General features: G+C 33.1%; 20 protein-coding genes. 12 read left to right on the top strand and 8 right to left on the bottom strand.

Going from position 1 to position 17,210, the window contains the following annotated elements; genetic code table 11:
• The first annotated feature begins 4 nt into the window (after positions 1 to 4).
• From HM992_RS04050 to HM992_RS04030, 5 genes are all read left to right on the top strand, one after another.
• On the top strand, positions 5 to 916 hold the full coding sequence (locus tag HM992_RS04050; protein ID WP_179318798.1) for a metal ABC transporter solute-binding protein, Zn/Mn family: 912 nt from the start codon (positions 5 to 7) through the stop codon (positions 914 to 916).
• Positions 917 to 963: 47 nt separating this feature from the next.
• A complete protein-coding gene (locus HM992_RS04045; protein WP_229720442.1) occupies positions 964 to 1,761 on the top strand; it encodes a metal ABC transporter ATP-binding protein in 798 nt (265 codons plus the stop codon).
• Between the two features lie 72 nt (positions 1,762 to 1,833).
• Positions 1,834 to 2,226 (top strand): VOC family protein, encoded by a 393-nt coding sequence (locus tag HM992_RS04040; protein ID WP_179318797.1) that lies wholly within the window; start codon positions 1,834 to 1,836, stop codon positions 2,224 to 2,226.
• A gap of 101 nt (positions 2,227 to 2,327) precedes the next feature.
• Positions 2,328 to 3,455 carry a metal ABC transporter permease gene (locus HM992_RS04035; RefSeq protein WP_179318796.1) on the top strand — a complete coding sequence of 376 codons (1,128 nt, stop codon included), beginning with the start codon at positions 2,328 to 2,330 and terminating at the stop codon, positions 3,453 to 3,455.
• Entirely contained in the window at positions 3,448 to 4,608 is a 1,161-nt protein-coding gene (locus HM992_RS04030; protein ID WP_178986287.1) for a metal ABC transporter permease, read from the top strand. The genes HM992_RS04035 and HM992_RS04030 overlap by 8 nt, the downstream gene beginning before the upstream one ends.
• 252 nt (positions 4,609 to 4,860) lie before the next feature.
• Here HM992_RS04030 and HM992_RS04025 read toward each other — a convergent pair whose 3' ends face one another.
• Positions 4,861 to 5,649 (bottom strand): TerB family tellurite resistance protein, encoded by a 789-nt coding sequence (locus tag HM992_RS04025; RefSeq protein WP_178986290.1) that lies wholly within the window; start codon positions 5,647 to 5,649, stop codon positions 4,861 to 4,863.
• A 131-nt stretch (positions 5,650 to 5,780) separates the two neighbouring features.
• Here HM992_RS04025 and HM992_RS04020 point away from each other — a divergent pair, with 131 nt between their 5' ends.
• The 5 genes from HM992_RS04020 (at position 5,781) to HM992_RS04000 (ending at position 9,219) form a co-directional block, all read left to right on the top strand.
• Positions 5,781 to 6,185 carry a hypothetical protein gene (locus HM992_RS04020; RefSeq protein ID WP_179318795.1) on the top strand — a complete coding sequence of 135 codons (405 nt, stop codon included), beginning with the start codon at positions 5,781 to 5,783 and terminating at the stop codon, positions 6,183 to 6,185.
• 135 nt (positions 6,186 to 6,320) lie between these two features.
• Positions 6,321 to 6,731, top strand: a complete 411-nt coding sequence (locus tag HM992_RS04015; protein WP_178986292.1) for a BrxA/BrxB family bacilliredoxin — start codon at positions 6,321 to 6,323, stop codon at positions 6,729 to 6,731.
• Between the two features lie 80 nt (positions 6,732 to 6,811).
• Positions 6,812 to 7,549: a lysophospholipid acyltransferase family protein gene (locus tag HM992_RS04010; RefSeq protein WP_179318794.1), complete on the top strand. Its 738-nt coding sequence runs from the start codon at positions 6,812 to 6,814 to the stop codon at positions 7,547 to 7,549.
• A gap of 20 nt (positions 7,550 to 7,569) precedes the next feature.
• Positions 7,570 to 8,550: an acyl-ACP desaturase gene (locus HM992_RS04005; protein WP_178986294.1), complete on the top strand. Its 981-nt coding sequence runs from the start codon at positions 7,570 to 7,572 to the stop codon at positions 8,548 to 8,550.
• 9 nt (positions 8,551 to 8,559) lie between these two features.
• Entirely contained in the window at positions 8,560 to 9,219 is a 660-nt protein-coding gene (locus tag HM992_RS04000; RefSeq protein ID WP_179318793.1) for an HD domain-containing protein, read from the top strand.
• Here HM992_RS04000 and HM992_RS03995 read toward each other — a convergent pair whose 3' ends face one another.
• The 3 genes from HM992_RS03995 to HM992_RS03985 form a co-directional block, all read right to left on the bottom strand.
• Positions 9,220 to 9,645, bottom strand: a complete 426-nt coding sequence (locus tag HM992_RS03995; protein ID WP_178986296.1) for a hypothetical protein — start codon at positions 9,643 to 9,645, stop codon at positions 9,220 to 9,222. It abuts the gene before it with no gap.
• A 121-nt stretch (positions 9,646 to 9,766) separates the two neighbouring features.
• Positions 9,767 to 9,940, bottom strand: coding sequence for a hypothetical protein (locus HM992_RS03990; protein WP_178986297.1), 174 nt, complete (start codon positions 9,938 to 9,940; stop codon positions 9,767 to 9,769).
• A 15-nt stretch (positions 9,941 to 9,955) separates the two neighbouring features.
• Entirely contained in the window at positions 9,956 to 10,834 is an 879-nt protein-coding gene (locus HM992_RS03985) for an AraC family transcriptional regulator (protein WP_178986298.1), read from the bottom strand.
• Between the two features lie 238 nt (positions 10,835 to 11,072).
• Here HM992_RS03985 and HM992_RS03980 point away from each other — a divergent pair, with 238 nt between their 5' ends.
• Positions 11,073 to 11,630, top strand: coding sequence for a hypothetical protein (locus HM992_RS03980; protein WP_178986299.1), 558 nt, complete (start codon positions 11,073 to 11,075; stop codon positions 11,628 to 11,630).
• A gap of 501 nt (positions 11,631 to 12,131) precedes the next feature.
• Positions 12,132 to 12,689 carry a hypothetical protein gene (locus HM992_RS03975; protein WP_179318792.1) on the top strand — a complete coding sequence of 186 codons (558 nt, stop codon included), beginning with the start codon at positions 12,132 to 12,134 and terminating at the stop codon, positions 12,687 to 12,689.
• A 65-nt stretch (positions 12,690 to 12,754) separates the two neighbouring features.
• Here the strand turns inward: HM992_RS03975 and HM992_RS03970 are convergent, their stop codons facing one another.
• The 4 genes from HM992_RS03970 to HM992_RS03955 all read right to left on the bottom strand — a co-directional run bounded on the left by HM992_RS03970 (position 12,755) and on the right by HM992_RS03955 (position 17,170).
• Positions 12,755 to 13,831 (bottom strand): PA0069 family radical SAM protein, encoded by a 1,077-nt coding sequence (locus HM992_RS03970; protein ID WP_195806600.1) that lies wholly within the window; start codon positions 13,829 to 13,831, stop codon positions 12,755 to 12,757.
• A 324-nt stretch (positions 13,832 to 14,155) separates the two neighbouring features.
• A complete protein-coding gene (locus HM992_RS03965) occupies positions 14,156 to 14,938 on the bottom strand; it encodes an enoyl-CoA hydratase/isomerase family protein (RefSeq protein WP_179318791.1) in 783 nt (260 codons plus the stop codon).
• A gap of 69 nt (positions 14,939 to 15,007) precedes the next feature.
• On the bottom strand, positions 15,008 to 16,417 hold the full coding sequence (locus HM992_RS03960; protein ID WP_178986968.1) for a sensor histidine kinase: 1,410 nt from the start codon (positions 16,415 to 16,417) through the stop codon (positions 15,008 to 15,010).
• A gap of 204 nt (positions 16,418 to 16,621) precedes the next feature.
• The gene (locus HM992_RS03955; RefSeq protein WP_179318790.1) at positions 16,622 to 17,170 is read right to left on the bottom strand and encodes a CopD family protein; all 549 of its coding nucleotides are present in this window, start codon (positions 17,168 to 17,170) and stop codon (positions 16,622 to 16,624) included.
• Positions 17,171 to 17,210 lie beyond the last annotated feature (40 nt).

Genomic DNA, 17,210 nt, shown 5'->3' with positions numbered 1-17,210 from the left:
ATATATGAAAAAAATAATTTTCTTATTAGCTATCACACTCACTTTCATAGCTTGTAAAGATGAATCTCAAGATAACGGAAAACTAAATATCGTAACCACAACAACTATGATCACCGATTTAGTCCAGAATATTGGTGGCGATATGGTAAATGTTCAAGGTTTAATGGGAAGTGGCGTAGATCCACACCTCTACAAAGCAAGCGAAGGAGATGTTAATAAACTCGTTAATGCAGATATTATTTTTTATAACGGCTTGCATCTTGAAGGAAAATTGGTTGAAGTTTTTGAGAAAATGGGAAGCAACACCAAAACTCCAATCGCATTAGCAGATGCTTTAGACAAAAAAACACTAATTGGTTCTGAATATTTTGCATCCAATTTCGACCCACACGTATGGTTCGATATTAATTATTTCAAACAATTTGCAGAAAAAGCAGCCACTATTCTATCAGAAAAGAATCCTGAAAATGCCGAAAAGTTTGAAGCCAATAAATCAGTGTACCTTGCTAAATTAGAAGCGCTTCAAAATAAAGTAAAACAAACTATTGAAACCCTTCCCAAAGAAAAAAGAGTACTCGTTACAGCTCATGATGCCTTTAATTATTTCGGAAAAGCTTACGGATTTGAAGTCGTTGGTTTACAAGGCATATCTACAGCCACTGAAGCAGGTGTACAAGATGTTCAAAAATTAGCTACATTTATTATCGAAAAACAAATCAAAGCCATATTTGTAGAAAGTTCTGTTCCAAAACGAACTATTGAAGCCTTACAAGCCTCGGTAAAATCTAAAGGCCACGATGTAAAAATTGGTGGCACGTTGTATTCTGATGCTTTAGGAAGTGCAGGAACCGTAGAAGGTACTTATATTGGTATGTTTGAGTATAATGTGAATACTATAGTGAATGCTTTGAAATAAAATTCCTGCGAAAGCAGAAATCTCATGAAACTTAGTTCAATTCTAAAATGAAAAACGAGTCAAACGAAAATATAAAAGATAGCAGTCCTAGTGACAAGACTCCTACTTCCGCAAGAGTCATAGCCGTAAAAGTAGACGACCTTACCGTTGCCTACAACTACAAACCTGTACTTTGGGATATCGATTTAGAAATTCCGGAAGGCGTTTTAATGGCTATTGTTGGACCCAATGGAGCAGGAAAATCGACACTTATAAAATCTATTCTAGGCATCTTAAAGCCTATTGCTGGTAGTGTTTCTATTTATGATAAACCTTACGAAAAACAAAGACAACTCGTCGCATACGTTCCACAAAAAGGTAGCGTAGATTGGGATTTCCCTACCACAGCCTTAGATGTTGTAATGATGGGAACCTATGGCAGTTTGGGTTGGATTAAACGTCCTGGACAAAAAGAGAAAAAAGCGTCACTAGAAGCTTTAGAAAAAGTAGGCATGCTAGCGTTTAAGGGTCGACAAATTAGTCAACTTTCAGGTGGCCAACAACAGCGTATTTTCTTGGCCAGAGCCTTAGTTCAAAACGCATCTATCTATTTTATGGATGAACCGTTTCAAGGAGTCGATGCTACTACTGAAATAGCAATTATAAACATATTAAAAGAATTACGAAAAGCAGGAAAAACAGTTATTGTAGTCCATCACGATTTACAAACCGTACCCGAATATTTTGATTGGGTAACATTTTTAAACGTGAAAAAAATTGCCACAGGACCAGTAAAAGATATTTTTAATGATGATAATCTGACAAAGACTTATGGTATTAATTATAAAGTGAGTATACAGGAGTAGGAAATAATTGGCAGTTAACAGTTAGCAGTTGGCAGTGCTTACTCTAATGAGAAATAAGAAAGCAAGAAAAATATGAAATACGCATACACTATTTTATACGTCGAAGATGTTGAAAAGACAATTTCATTCTATGAAAATGCTTTTGGGTTTCAAAAAAAATTCATCACACCAGAGCATGATTATGGCGAGCTAATTTCCGGAGAAACCACAATCGCTTTTGCATCTAATTCTTTAGGGAATTCAAACTTTAAAAAAAGTTTTAAACAACTTTCTATAAATAAAAAGCCTAATGGAGTTGAAATGGCTTTTACAACTGAAAACATTGAAAATGATTTTAATGAAGCAATAAAAGCTGGAGCAATAGAATATGAACCTATAATTGAAAAACCTTGGGGACAAAAAGTTGGATATTTAAGAGATATTAATGGGTTTCTTATTGAAATTTGCACACCAATTAAAAATTAAAACATATACAGACCTCACTAGTTATAGAAACCTTTGAGGTCTACAAACTAAACGAAAAAAATATTACAAAGTAGGATGAGATTCCTGCTTTCGCAGGAATTGTGGACATAACAGAATACATAAAACTAGTCTTCACAGACTACACCTTACGAACCATCACACTCGGAACCGCAATTTTAGGTGCTGTAACAGGCATGTTAGGAAGTTTTGCGGTACTCAGAAAACAGAGTTTATTGGGTGATGCTATTTCGCATGCGGCTTTACCAGGTATTGCCATTGCCTTTTTAATTACAGGTTCAAAAGACAGCAACACGTTACTAATTGGAGCTTTAATTAGTGGCTTAATAGGTACCTTTTGGATTAGAGGAATCGTCACCAAAACCCATTTAAAATCTGATACGGCTTTAGGCTTAATTTTATCATTATTTTTTGGTTTTGGGATGTTATTGTTAACTTTTATTCAAAAACAACCCGATGCCAACCAAGCTGGATTAGACAAATACCTTTTTGGACAAGCCGCAACATTAGTGGAAAGTGATGTATGGTTAATGGCTATTGTTACAGGCTTGTGTTTAATAGTTATGCTCACCTTCTGGAAAGAGTTTAAAATTCTATTATTTGATGCAGATTATACCAAAACACTCGGTTTTAATACCCGATTCATTGACATTCTAATTACGACGTTTATTGTTTTAGCGATTGTCTTAGGTCTTCAAACGGTTGGCGTTGTTTTAATGAGTGCTATGCTCTTAGCGCCTGCTGCTGCCGCGAGACAATGGACGAACAGTTTATCAACCATGGTGTTTTTGGCTGCTATTTTCGGAGCTTTTTCTGGAGTATTAGGTACAGCCATTAGTGCGAGTCAAGATAATTTATCTACAGGTCCGGTAATTGTTTTAGTGGCTGGTGTTTTTGTGATGTTTTCATTTATATTTTCTCCAAGTCGTGGATTGTTATTTAAACAAATCCGATTTATTAAAAATCGTCGCGATTTAGAATTGCATAAAACCCTAGCCTTTATGCATCATATTGCAGAAACACACGAAGATATTTCGCATCCGCATACCATAAAACTTTTAAATAATTTTCAAGGCTATACACGATCTACGCTTCAAAAATTAGTAGATAAAGATTATGTTCAACTCGATGGAAACATGTGGAGTTTAACCAAAACAGGCTTTGAGGCTGCTGCCAATTTATACACTAAACAATCTACTGAAGATGAGTAACGCACAACTTGAAATACAATTGATTGCGAGTCTAGTTGCTGTGGCCTGTGCCATTCCAGGAACGTTTTTAGTCCTCAGAAAAATGGCCATGATTAGCGATGCGATTAGCCATTCCATCTTACCAGGAATCGTAGTTGGATTTTTTATTACACAAGATTTAAATTCACCTTTATTAATTCTTCTTGCTGCATTAACAGGAATTATAACCGTTGTTTTAGTAGAATACATTCAAAAAACAGGTTTAGTAAAAGAAGATACCGCTATTGGATTGGTGTTTCCGGCTTTGTTTAGTATTGGTGTGATTCTTATTGCAAAAAACGCTAACGATGTACATTTAGATGTCGATGCCGTTTTGTTAGGTGAATTGGCTTTTGCTCCTTTCGATAGATTACTAATTGCCGGAACTGACGTAGGACCAAAGTCACTTTGGGTAGTAGGCACCATTTTATTAATTACACTCACCTTATTAATCCTATTTTTTAAAGAATTAAAAGTAAGCACATTTGACAAAGGCTTGGCTGCATCCTTAGGATTTTCACCAGCGATTATTCATTACGGATTAATGTCTGTAGCTTCAGTTACTACTGTTGGATCTTTTGATGCTGTTGGTGCCATTTTAGTAGTGGCTTTAATGATTGCTCCTGCTGCTGCTGCCTATTTACTAACTACAGATTTAAAGAAGATGCTTGCTTTAGCAATAAGTTTTGGGATTTTCAGTGCCATTTTTGGCTATTGGGTCGCACATTGGTTAGATGCGTCTATTGCCGGGTCTATAACAACCGTTCTTGGTTTAGTATTTTTATTGGTGTATTTGTTTGCACCCTCAAAAGGTATCATCGCTGTAATGTATAGAGAAAAGCAACAACGCACCGAAGTGTCTTTATTAACGTTTTTATTGCACTTAAAAAATCATGATGAAATTGAAGAACGCCACGTCAATCACTTAAGAGAACATATCAATTGGCAAAAAGTCCGTGCTAAAACCGTTCTCGATTTAGCACAAAAAAATAATATGATTCATATTGAAAAAAATATTGTGTCTTTAACAACAAAAGGGGACGAATTCACATCTAAGGCCATTGACTACATTATGACCAACGAAGATGCTCAAATTGAAGACATGAAAGCTGATTTCTTCTTGTTTAGAGGGTAAACAATGAAAGATTTCGCCCTAAATAACGACAGAGGTTAAATATTTTAAATAGCTATGAAACTTCTCAATTACTTTACAGGAAAAAATGGATTAATCATCGTAGGATTTATAGTGCTATGTGTTTTTATCTATAACAAATACAAAACGCAACGCTACTTTAAATACATTGAAAAAAAGCAGAAAGAAAAAGAGAGAAAGAAATAAACTTTTGTATTTTTTCACATCTAGCAACCAAACACCAACAAGGACTCCCTATTTAAACCCACGTTCCTTCTGAATATGCTCGTAAGCCTCCTGCACTTGTCTAAACTTCGCCTCTGCACCTTCTTGATGTTCTTTACCTAAGTGACCAACACGATCTGGATGGTATTTCATCGCCATAGATCGATATGCTTTTTTAACCGCATCATCGGAAACAGACTTATCAATTTCAAGGATTTTGTATGCATTATCGCTACTGTTGTAAAACATAGCTTTAATACTCTCAAAGTCTCTATTACTAATACCTAAGTAACCTGTAATAGTATATATCTGACGTAATTCGTCTTCTGTAACTAAACCATCTGCTTTTGCAATTCCGAATAAAAAATGAAGCAATTGCAAACGCGATGCATGATCCATCATTTGCTTAATTTGTAAACAAACTTGGCGTGTAGAAATATTTTGTTTGGTAATACGCTTAAACAATTCAAAAGCATGATTAGCTCTATCTTTACCATACATGTTGGTAAATTGTTGACGCACAAAATCGAGTTCGCGTTGATCTTGTTTGCCATCGGCTTTAATAACTATAGACGCTAAAATTAAGAGACTCACCTCAAAATCACCAGATTGTGTTTTTGGTCTTGAAGATCTTTGACCATAATTTGGTACTTTTCTATAGGTATCACGTTGTCTTCCTGCTTGACGGTCACCAATTAAAGGCGTTCCACTATCAGTTAAATTATCGACAAAACTACCTAAAGCCAATCCTATAATAGCACCTATTGGACCTCCAAACGACCAACCTAAAGCACCACCAATCCATTTTGCAAAACTCATATTATATTTTTGATTTTATAAAGTTGTAAATATACTATTAGTTAGTTGGATGAAATTATAATTTGTTACGTTTTGTACGCAACCTTTTATATAAAATTGTATCTTTTAGGGACAACCAATACTATATCAATATGAAGATCTCCTTTTATATTCTAGCCATAATGTTTCTTACATTAAGCTGTAACGCCGATGACGATGCACAGCAAGATCCAGAACCAACACTTAATGCAACGTGGTCTTTAGTCAATGTTTCTGGTGGTTTTGCAGGTGTTAACGATGATTTTGAATCTGGATTAATCACATGGAATTTTAATACTGTCCCCTCTCAGATTACGATTACCAATACTAATACAACTGAAGTAATACATAGTGGTTACCCATCAGGAACCTACAATTATGAAGTGATAATTACTACCAATGACAGCACTTTAGTTATTGAAGATAGGGATTTGAGAATTATAAGTTTAACTACAAATCAACTCATTTTAGATGAAGGGATGGTTTCGGATGGATTTTTATACACACTAAATAGATAGCTTAAATTGAAGGTATTCTAAACACCATTGAAAACTAAAATAGCAGCATTTAAACTGCTAACTGAATACTTCAGACTACCATCAATTTTTCATTATCTTTGCACTTCAAATTAAGATTAATTAAAATTAAAAAATATGTATCCAGCAGAATTAGTAAAACCAATGCGTGAGGATTTAACCAACGTAGGTTTTGAAGAATTACATACAACAGAAGCTGTCGAAAATGCACTTGCAAAAGAAGGTACAACTTTAGTGGTTGTAAATTCGGTTTGTGGATGTGCTGCGGCTAATGCAAGACCAGGAGCGAGAACAAGTTTACAAAACGCAAAAAAACCAGATCATATCGTAACAGTTTTTGCTGGTGTAGATAAAGATGCTGTGAATGCAGCAAGAGCGCACATGGTGCCTTTCCCTCCAAGCTCACCTTGTATGGCTTTATTTAAAGACGGAGAATTAGTACACATGTTAGAACGTCACCATATTGAAGGTCGTCCTGCAGAATTAATTGCAGAAAACCTTAAGGATGCTTATAATGAGCATTGCTAAAAGATAAAAAACGGAATATCTAAACCACGATTTTTATCGTGGTTTTTTTGTACATAAATTGCAATGATTACCTTTGCCGCATGAGAAAACTACTAGCCTATCCGCTTTCAGTTATATTTTATTTATGCTTTGGATTAACCTTGGTTATATTTCATATTATCCAGTGGGTTAGCTTTAATATTTTTGGATATAAAGGTTTAAAAAATGCTGTAGATGCTTTACAATTTGCAATAATGCGCTGCCTTAATCTTTTAGGTACCAGAATTTCATTTTATAACCCTTACGATATTAGCACAGACAGACCTTTAATTATTGTGGCTAACCATCAAAGTATGTATGATATTTCACCTATATTATGGTACATGCGTAAACACCATGTTAAATTTGTTTCTAAACAAGAATTAGGAAAAGGTATCCCAAGTATATCCTACAATTTACGTCACGGTGGTTCTGTTTTAATAGATCGAAAAAATCCACGTCAGGCACTACCAGCAATGATGAAATTTGGTGAATACATAGAAAAAACAAAAAGAGCAGCCGTTATTTTTCCTGAAGGTACCAGAAGTAAAGACGGAACGCCAAGACCATTTAAAACTAAAGGACTAGAACTTTTAATCAAAAAAGTGCCTTCTGCATTAATTGTTCCTATTACTGTAAACAACTCTTGGAAGATGTTAAGATATGGGAATTTTCCAATGGGAATTGGAAATCATATTAAATTTACTGTGCACAAGCCCTTAGAAATTATTAACTTTACTGATAAGGTCGAATTAATTCAGCAAATAGAACAAACTATTGTTGAGGCTATCGAGAAGTAACAACTAAAAATACCCCTTAGATGTCATTAAAAAACGTAAGATTAGAAGTGATGCAGCATCTTGAAAAAGATGTACAATCGCTTATTGAAAAATATTTAATTCCTGTTGAAAAAATCTGGCAACCAACAGACTTCTTACCAGACTCTACAAAAGACACCTTTTTTGATGAAGTAGAAGAAATAAGAGCTCTTTCTAAAGAATTACCTTATGATTTTTGGGTAGTTTTAGTTGGCGATATGATAACTGAAGAAGCACTCCCTAGTTACGAATCGTGGCTAATGGATGTTGAAGGTGTAGACCAAGTAGAACGCAACGGCTGGTCTACATGGTTAAGACATTGGACAGGTGAAGAAAATAGACATGGAGATGTTTTAAATAAATACTTATACCTATCTGGCCGTGTAAACATGAAGGAAATTGAAAAAACCACGCAATATTTAATAAACGATGGTTTTGATATTGGTACAGGTAGAGATCCTTATAAAAACTTTGTGTATACGAGTTTCCAAGAACTAGCAACTTATATTTCTCATAATCGTGTGGCTAAAATTGCCAAACAAAAAGGAAATAAACAATTGGCTAAAATGTGTAAAATTATTTCGGGTGATGAAATGCGTCACCACCATGCTTATTCTGAATTTGTAGAGCGAATTTTTGCTGTAGATCCTAATCAGATGATGATGGCTTTTCACGATATGATGAAACGAAAAATTGCCATGCCAGCTCATTTCTTAAGAGAATCTGGTGAAAGTATCGGAACAGCTTTCGAAGAGTTTTCTAACACAGCACAGCGTCTTGGTGTATACACCTCTAACGATTATGTTGATATTTTACAGAAACTAATTGACCGTTGGGAAATTGGAAACATGACCGGTTTAAATGAAGAAGCAGAAAAAGCTAGAGATTATTTAATGAAGTTACCTCCTAGAATGTATCGTTTGTCTGAACGCATGAAGATTCCTGAAAATTCGTATCAATTTAAATGGGTTGATCCTGCGTAAAATTTTATTATGCGTCATAAAAGTAAATTAATCAATTCAACTATTGCATTTGTAAAACAAGAGTTAATAGGTGCTGAAGGTGGACACGATTGGTTCCACATAGAACGTGTCTATAAAAATGCATTATTAATTGCCCAAACAGAACCAGTTGATATTGTAGTCGTAACATTAGCTGCGCTTTTACACGATATTGCAGATCCAAAATTTCATAACGGAGACGAAACCATTGGACCTAAAAAAGCACAAAAATTTCTATTAGATAACGATGTTGATAGTTCTGTAATTGAACATGTCACTCAGATTATTGATAACATGTCTTTTAAAAACACGTTTGATTCAAATACCACATTCAGATCAAAAGAAATGGAAGTCGTCCAAGATGCAGATCGTTTAGATGCAATTGGAGCCATTGGTATTGCACGCTGTTTTAATTATGGAGGATTTAAGAATAGAGCACTTTATAATCCTGAAATAAAGCCTAATCTTAAGATGACAAAGGCTGAATATAAAAATTCTGAAGCGCCAACAATTAATCATTTCTACGAAAAATTGTTACTGCTAAAAGATCAAATGAATACTAAAACAGGAAAGCGCATTGCTTTGGAGCGCCATAAGTATATGGAAGGCTTTTTAAAACAGTTTTATGCTGAATGGGAAGGGAATATGTAATTAATCCCAATGTACTTTTATCTTCAATGTTTGTCCATTTATCACCTCAACGGTTTCATCAATTATAAAATATTTACTCAAGGGTGCTTCTTCGACACCTCCAGTGCTATAACTATTTTCTGTTCCCCAGAATTCAAATGTGTAGTTATATATGCCTGCAGAAACATGCTCAAGCCTAACTTGTCTATCACCAATTCCGCTTTCTTCTTTTATAATATTGACTTCTGGAAATTCAACACGAACTCTTGACATAGCATAATTATTAGGAATCTTAAAATCAATCACTATAGCACCTGTATTGGACGATGTACCAACACCTCCTGAAACATATTCTGCATCTGAAACTTTAATTTCATCTTTTTCGCAGTTTAGCATCATTAGCGTTAAACATAGAACTACTATTCTAAAAATTGTTGTGTATTTCATATTGTGAATAATTTTACCAATTTACAACATTTTAAAAAAAGAGTTGAAGCAATACTGTTACTTTAGATGTACTTATAAATTCCTAATATAGTTCCTTGTAAAGAATGGAAGAAGAAAAAATCTAATTCGCTTTAGCCACCTCTAACGCTGTCAGTTTATATTCAATAGCAGCCATTTCTTCACCGTAATGAATGATTTGATCCGCTGTTAGATTACTGTTAGCATTAACAGCATCTATAATATCTTGGCCTTTTTTAGAATAGTATAATATTGCAGTATCTATTTTCTTACCCATAAAAATTAATTATAATTATTGAACCATTAACTTTAACTCACCTCTGTATTTAGAAGCGCTTTTACCAGTAAATTCTTTAAATAGTTTATTAAAGTGTGAAAAGTTATTAAAACCACACTCAAAACTAACATCTGCAATACTCATCTGACTTTCGGATAGTAATTTAGTAGCATGCACAATACGGTATTCATTTACCAATTTTGTAAATGTTTTACCTGTAACCTTTTTAAAATAGCGACAAAACGCAGGAACCGTCATACTAACCTTATCTGCAATTTCATCTAAACTAATATGTTCTTTAAAATTTTGGTTAACATGCTTAAAGATCACATCAATCTTAGCACTATCTTGTGGCTCTGTTTCAAAGGCAAAACCATCAGCGTTTAAAATCGTGTAATCCTCTGATTTTGCTAAACCATGTAACACTTCCAACAAAATTAAGATCTTCTTAAAGCCTTCCTTTTCATTTAGCTTTTCAATTTTCTTTCCTAGCTTCTGTTTTGTTTTAACACCAAAAAGAATACCTTTCTTTGAAAGCTCAAACATTTTATTGATAGCTTCCATTTCTGGAATATCAAAAAAATGATTACCTAAAAATTCAGGTTTAAATTGTACTAAGGTTTCAGAACCATTAATAGTTAAACGATCTGTAAAACCATTATGAGGTAAATTAGAGCCCAATAATAGGAGTTGACTATTATTAAAATAAGACAAATGATTTCCTATGTGACGTTTACCTTGGCCCTTATTAACATAGACCAATTCTATTTCAGGATGAAAATGCCAAAATGGCTTTTTTTCACCTTTATAAGCATCAATTTTATGCTTACGAACTAAAATTGAACTACCAAATTCGGGACTTATTTTTTCTAAAGTAGGTTTTCTTGTATTCATAATATATTAATAAGTGCAAAGTTAAATGTATTAAATATTAAAACCTATAGCAGATTATCAATAATATGCTCTATTTTAACCTAATATCGCACTTTAACAGCATATTAAGATAATTATGTATATAAATGTGCCAATATTCATGTTTTTCCTAACGTATAACCATGATACCTTTGTAATGTAAAATCATTTGAACTGATACTTGAAAAAATTTCAGTTTTAACCCAAAAAATGAAACATTATGAAAAATTTATTCAAAAACATTTTAGTATTAGCGGTGATGTTAGGAACATGCACAGGCTACGCAAATGCAACTTTAGAAGGTTTACCTACTTTTAATAGTGTGAAAAAAGGAAACTCTATTTCTGTAACTGATGCTGTTGGAGAAGTCGTCTTTAGTGGTCTTATTAATTATGATGGAAATATTAGTCGCCTTTACGATTTTTCACAACTAAAAGATGGTATCTATACTATTGAAGTAGAAAAAGCTTTTGAAATTGAAATTAACATCGTAGAAATAAAAAATCACGAGGTTAGTTTTATAAATAATAAGAGTGAAAAGATTTTTAAACCAGTCTTTAGAGCAGAAAAGGATAAGCTAATAATTTCTAAATTGGCTTTAGATAATCCCGAAATGAAAATTGAGCTATATTATGGTAATGAATTAATACAGTCAGAAACTGTAACTGGAGGTGAAATCTTAAATAGAGTATACAGATTCGATAATTCTATTAAAGGGGAATATACAGCAGTTGTTAAATCTAACGGTAGAGTATTCACTGAAACCTTTAAAATATAGGTTACTATTAATATGAATTAGAATTGTTTATTTGAAAGTGGAAGCTATATAGCTTCCACTTTTTTTTGTTTAAAATAGTTACATTCCATAGAATTCTAGTGTAAATCTTAATTGTTTAGTGTAATGACACTCTATATATAGAGAGAAAGCATATACTACTAAAACTAATTACACAAACAGAAAAAACATAAAACCAATCCTATTACAAATTTTCCGGATAAGGCAATTTTTAAATTGAATTAGATACGTCCTATTACCCCTAAAATACAAAGCATTTAAGAAACCTATAGAAAATTAACAGTAATATGTTCTATTTTAACCTAAGAGATTACTACAAACTACCTTTGGGTTAATTTTGTATATAAATGCACCAATTTGGTTGTTTTCAAAAACGTAAACGTACTATAAATTTGCAGTAATAAATCGTTTAAAGCTGGAGCAAAAATATTGCTATGACCCCAACCACAATTCCAGCTTTAGAACGATAACAAATTAAAAATTATGAAAACATTATTCAAAAATATTATAGTATTAGCAGTATTGTTAGGAACATCTACAAGTTACGCAAATGCAACATTAGACGCTACACCTTCTTCCGCAATGGCTAGCAAAGGAGATCAAATCTCAGTAGCTAACGCTTCTGGTGAAGTAGTTTATAATGGTCTTATTAACTATAACGGTTACATTGAAACTCTTTATGATTTTTCACAATTAGATAATGGTATCTATACTGTTGAAGTAAATAAGGATTATGAAATTGAAATTAATTCAATTCAAGTAAAAAATAATATTGTTACATTTTTAGAAACTTCAAACAAAAAGATTTTTAAGCCTGTATTTAGATCTAACAATTCTCAAGTTATCATTTCAAAGTTAGCTATTGACACTAACAAAATGACAGTTGAATTATACTTTAAAGATGAGCTTATTCATTCTGAAACTGTTAAAGGTGAAGATATTTTAAACCGAGTTTACAAATTAGACCAAAACCTTAAGGGCAACTATACCGCGATTATTAGAGCAAATGGTCGTGTGTTTGTCGAAAATTTCAAAATTTAGATTATTGTTTATTTATTAGTTTATTTAGTTAAAAGTGGGTTGTAGAGAGCCCACTTTTTTTTTGTTTAAAATAGTTTCATTTGTCCATCTTTGTATGTCTCATAAAGCTCAGTGTTTAATTTTGGCATCTCTCTATTTTTAAAATACTTCAGTCGCGCTAATTTCACCAGATCATTGATTTGCTGCGCAATTTGTCCTTCACCGCGCATTCTAACTCCAAATCTGCTTTCATTGAGTGTACCACCATGGCAACTTTCAATTTGACTTAAGACTTTATCTGCTTTGTCTGGCAACGTTTTCTTAATCCAATCCGTAAAAATCTCACCAATTGCTCCATTTAATCTAACTATAGTGTGTGCAATACTTAAAGCACCAGCTTCTGAAACTGCTTTTGCCATTGGTAGAATCTCATGACTATTTATTGACGGAATTATAGGTGCCAACATCACATTTACAGGAATATCATTATCGCTTAATTCTTTTACAACTTGAAGTCTCCTTTTAATGGTTGCAGTTCTTGGCTCTAGTATTCGTCTAGTGTCTTCTGATAATGTTGTGATAGAAACATTGACTCTTATTAAATTGTCTTTAGCTAAGGCTTTTAATACATCAAGATCTCTTAGTATTAGAGCATTCTTGGTAATAATACCAACAGGATGTTTGTATTTTAAAAACACCTTTAAACACTGTCTTGTAATTTCGAATTTCTTTTCTGCAGGTTGATAGCAATCCGTGTTGCCAGACATTACTATGGTTTGTGCCTTCCAGCTCTTCTTCTTTAAATGGGCTTCTAATAATTTTGGAGCCTCTTTTTTAACCAAAATCCGTCGTTCAAAATCTAAGCCTGCACTATAACCCCAAAATTCGTGAGAATTCCGAGCATAACAATAAATACAACCATGCTCACAACCTTGATACATATTCATGGAATAAGCCATACCAACATCTGGACTCGCTACTTTATTAACTATCGTTTTAGGAAACACATTAAGATATAGTGTTTTGTTTTTATCTACAAGCTCTCCTTCTTTATGGCAAAATTCTAAAAAATCATCTCGCATTTGGTAAGACAATTCAAAAAATCGGTTGTGCGTGTTTTGTTGAGCTCCTCTGCCTTTTATTTTTGATTTGGGATTTATCATACTATAAAATTAGTATGAAATTTAGCTAAGCATGGCTACAGGTTGTAGTTTTAATGCTTAAGATTATCCACAAAATATGTAAGAAAACTAACACTGCATTTTTCAATGTTAATTTTGAGTAGTAATTAGGTAAGATTTATGTTTTTCAGCATCATAATACGCAATAGATTTGACAAAAATTAATCGTTTAAATTATGTACCAATTATATAAAATACAATTACTTATAATGAGCCCGCTTTTAGTAGCTAGCTTCATTTTAATGGCACCTCTTTATTTCCTATATAAATCCTTCTCAAAAAAGGTAGAAATCAAATAATAGTTTTCTATTTTCCAGGAAACTCCGCCTTACGTTTTTCTAAAAAAGCCGTTGTGCCTTCCACAAAATCCGCTGTTCCAAAGCATTTTCCAAACTGCTTAATTTCTACTTTGTAACCGTCTTTTCCATCTTTGTAATTCGCGTTAATCGCTTTTATGGCCTTACTGATAGCAACTGATGAATTTCGCATTATTTTACTTGCAATCTTTTCTGTTAGTGGCAGTAGTTCTTCTAACTCAACAACGTGATTTACTAAACCGTAATTTAACGCTTGATTCGCATCAATCATACCTGCGGTCATTACCATTTCCATAGCTCGTCCCTTACCTACTAATTGTGGCAAACGTTGTGTACCTCCATAACCAGGAATGACTCCAAGAGACACTTCTGGCAATCCCATTTTGGAGTTGCTACTTGCCACTCTAAAATGACATGCCATCGCTAATTCTAGTCCACCACCAAGGGCAAAACCGTTAACAGCTGCTATAACTGGTGTGCTTAAATTTTCTACAAAATCGAACAATAACGCTTGTCCTTGTGCTGCTAATTTTCCACCTTCCCCAACACTAAAATCAGCGAATTCACTAATATCAGCTCCGGCAACAAAGGCTTTTTCTCCGCTTCCTGTAATGATTATAACTTTGGTATCTTTATCAGTATCAGCAGTGTCAAAAGCAGTATGCAATTCTTGAATCGTATCTTTATTTAAGGCATTTAACTTTTTTGGCCTATTGATAGTGATGGTTGTAATTCCATTGGAATAATCTGAAAGTATGTTTTCGTAGTTCATTGTAAGTTATTTAATATTAAAAAACCTTTAGACTGTGCGCAAGGTGACCTATAGTTCCTTAGTATAGACTTAAGATTTAGGAAATGAAACCGTAAAAATAGTCCCTTTTCCTAATTGTGTTGTAAAGGTAATACTTCCGTTATAAGTTTCCACAATGTTTTTTACCATGGCTAGTCCTAATCCCATCCCACTAGATTTAGTGGTAAATTTTGGCTCAAATATTTTGTCTTTAGTGTCTTCATTTATTCCAGAACCGTTATCTCTAATCGTAATATTCACATAGTTACCTTCACTAAATACATGGACTTCAATTTTAGGGTTTTCAACATCACTTGGAATTGCCTGAATGCCATTTTTAACCAAATTAGTAACGACACGTATTAACTGTGTTCTATCAAATTTAGCTATGATTTGTTCGGTTTCAGGATAAAACTCAATATAATCTTCATTAAAAATATCGAGTGCCATTTTTACGATCTGGATGACGTTGAGGTTTTCACTTTTTTGAGCTGGCATCTTTGCAAAATTTGAAAATGCAGAAGCAATAGAACTCAAGGTATCAATTTGTTGAATTAACGTATTGCTATACTCGTCAACTTTTTCGTAAATTTTTTCATCTTCAGGATTAAACTTACGTTGAAAACTCTGAACTGTTAATCGCATTGGAGTTAACGGATTCTTAATCTCGTGAGCTACTTGCTTTGCCATTTCCCGCCAAGCTTGTTCACGTTCATTGGTTGCTAAAACAACGGCACTGGCCTCAAGTTCATCAATCATACTATTGTATGAATTAACTAAAGTTTCTATTTCTTCGCTTGAGGATTCTATCTGAATTTTCTTATTACGCTTTTCTAATCGTGTTTCATTCATCTTATCACTAATAGTTCTCAGTGATTTGGTTATGTATTTGGATATAAAATAAGCTATTATTATAGCAACCAAAATCAATACTATATACGCATAAGCCAAACGTTTTAAAAATTCTTTTAGCTCTTTATTAAAAAAGTCATCATTCTCTAAATACGGTAAATTTAAAATGGCTAACGTCTTAAATTTCTCATCCATTATGTACGTATAAGAAGACTGAAATGTTTGTCCGGCAACATTATTCTTCACCACATATCGATGTTCTAAAGTATTAGAAAGCGTATTTAATATTTCAACATCTAAACAAAGATTAGTCGTGTCTCTATGAATAGTTCTTTTAGAGCTTTTTAGTAACTGCCCATCTAAATCATAAAGGTTGATTTGTAAATTATGAATGGCATCAATTTCAAATATTTCATCTTTAAAAATTAAAGGAATATTCTCTGTTGTACGAGGATACGTAGTTTCTCCAATAACAAAATCAATACTCTGTTTAATCGCTTTTTCTTTACGCTCTAATCGCTCCTTGTGATATTCTTTAGCCTCTTCCCTATATTGATAAATAGTCACTGCAGCGATTAAAACCGACGCTACAAGTACTAAAAGTATCATCGCTAAATTTATTCGGGCTCTTAAGGACAGGCGTTTATTAATAATCATCTAAATGTGCTTGGTAACGAAATTTAATGGTGAATTATAAGTTTTAAAGATAGCAATAATCAATCCAAAAGTGCGCAGCACAAATCTCAAATTACAAAAAGCAAAATCCTAATAGGTTCTTTTTAGGAATTTGGGATTTAAGTTTTAGAACTTTTATTATGCATCCGGATTTTTAGCACGAATATTTTTATACAGTTTGAAACCTAACATAATTAAAACTCCTAAAACGACTAATCCGATAATTCCAAAAATCCAATTGATGGAACTTTTTAATATCACGAGAAAAACAACTGCAAATAGTATGAATGTTGCCCCTTCGTTCCAGATACGCATAAAACTAGACGAGACTTTAACCTCATCATTTTGAAGTTGTTTAAAGTAGATATGTGTTTTATAGTGGTAAATGAATAGTAAGAATACAAATAACAATTTAACGTGCATCCAATCCATTTGAAACCAACTTGGCATTAAAATCATTAACCAAATCGCAAACAAGATGGCCAAAATTGCAGAAGGCCAAGTGATAATAAACCAAAGACGCTTTGCCATTAATTTTAGTTGTTTTCCTAAAATTTCCTTTTCTGGTGATGGTTTATGAAAGGATTCAATTTGATATACAAAAAGTCTTGGAATGTAAAACAAACCGGCAAACCATGTAATTACAAATATAAGATGAAGGGATTTTATGTAGTCGTAATATTCCATGTTGCAAAAATCGGTAAATTATTCAAAGCAAAAAGTTACA

Origin of the sequence: Winogradskyella helgolandensis (assembly GCF_013404085.1) — a bacterium.
In the GTDB taxonomy this organism is placed as follows: domain Bacteria; phylum Bacteroidota; class Bacteroidia; order Flavobacteriales; family Flavobacteriaceae; genus Winogradskyella; species Winogradskyella helgolandensis.
This window is presented reverse-complemented; position numbering and strand designations above follow the sequence as displayed.

Coding starts and splice junctions, on each gene's coding strand:
- HM992_RS04050 (WP_179318798.1), top strand. CDS start 5: ATGAAAAAAATAATTTTCTTATTAGCTATCACACTCACTTTCATAGCT.
- HM992_RS04045 (WP_229720442.1), top strand. CDS start 964: ATGAAAAACGAGTCAAACGAAAATATAAAAGATAGCAGTCCTAGTGAC.
- HM992_RS04040 (WP_179318797.1), top strand. CDS start 1,834: ATGAAATACGCATACACTATTTTATACGTCGAAGATGTTGAAAAGACA.
- HM992_RS04030 (WP_178986287.1), top strand. CDS start 3,448: ATGAGTAACGCACAACTTGAAATACAATTGATTGCGAGTCTAGTTGCT.
- HM992_RS04025 (WP_178986290.1), bottom strand. CDS start 5,649: ATGAGTTTTGCAAAATGGATTGGTGGTGCTTTAGGTTGGTCGTTTGGA.
- HM992_RS04020 (WP_179318795.1), top strand. CDS start 5,781: ATGAAGATCTCCTTTTATATTCTAGCCATAATGTTTCTTACATTAAGC.
- HM992_RS04015 (WP_178986292.1), top strand. CDS start 6,321: ATGTATCCAGCAGAATTAGTAAAACCAATGCGTGAGGATTTAACCAAC.
- HM992_RS04010 (WP_179318794.1), top strand. CDS start 6,812: ATGAGAAAACTACTAGCCTATCCGCTTTCAGTTATATTTTATTTATGC.
- HM992_RS04005 (WP_178986294.1), top strand. CDS start 7,570: ATGTCATTAAAAAACGTAAGATTAGAAGTGATGCAGCATCTTGAAAAA.
- HM992_RS04000 (WP_179318793.1), top strand. CDS start 8,560: ATGCGTCATAAAAGTAAATTAATCAATTCAACTATTGCATTTGTAAAA.
- HM992_RS03995 (WP_178986296.1), bottom strand. CDS start 9,645: ATGAAATACACAACAATTTTTAGAATAGTAGTTCTATGTTTAACGCTA.
- HM992_RS03990 (WP_178986297.1), bottom strand. CDS start 9,940: ATGGGTAAGAAAATAGATACTGCAATATTATACTATTCTAAAAAAGGC.
- HM992_RS03985 (WP_178986298.1), bottom strand. CDS start 10,834: ATGAATACAAGAAAACCTACTTTAGAAAAAATAAGTCCCGAATTTGGT.
- HM992_RS03980 (WP_178986299.1), top strand. CDS start 11,073: ATGAAAAATTTATTCAAAAACATTTTAGTATTAGCGGTGATGTTAGGA.
- HM992_RS03975 (WP_179318792.1), top strand. CDS start 12,132: ATGAAAACATTATTCAAAAATATTATAGTATTAGCAGTATTGTTAGGA.
- HM992_RS03970 (WP_195806600.1), bottom strand. CDS start 13,831: ATGATAAATCCCAAATCAAAAATAAAAGGCAGAGGAGCTCAACAAAAC.
- HM992_RS03965 (WP_179318791.1), bottom strand. CDS start 14,938: ATGAACTACGAAAACATACTTTCAGATTATTCCAATGGAATTACAACC.
- HM992_RS03960 (WP_178986968.1), bottom strand. CDS start 16,417: ATGATACTTTTAGTACTTGTAGCGTCGGTTTTAATCGCTGCAGTGACT.
- HM992_RS03955 (WP_179318790.1), bottom strand. CDS start 17,170: ATGGAATATTACGACTACATAAAATCCCTTCATCTTATATTTGTAATT.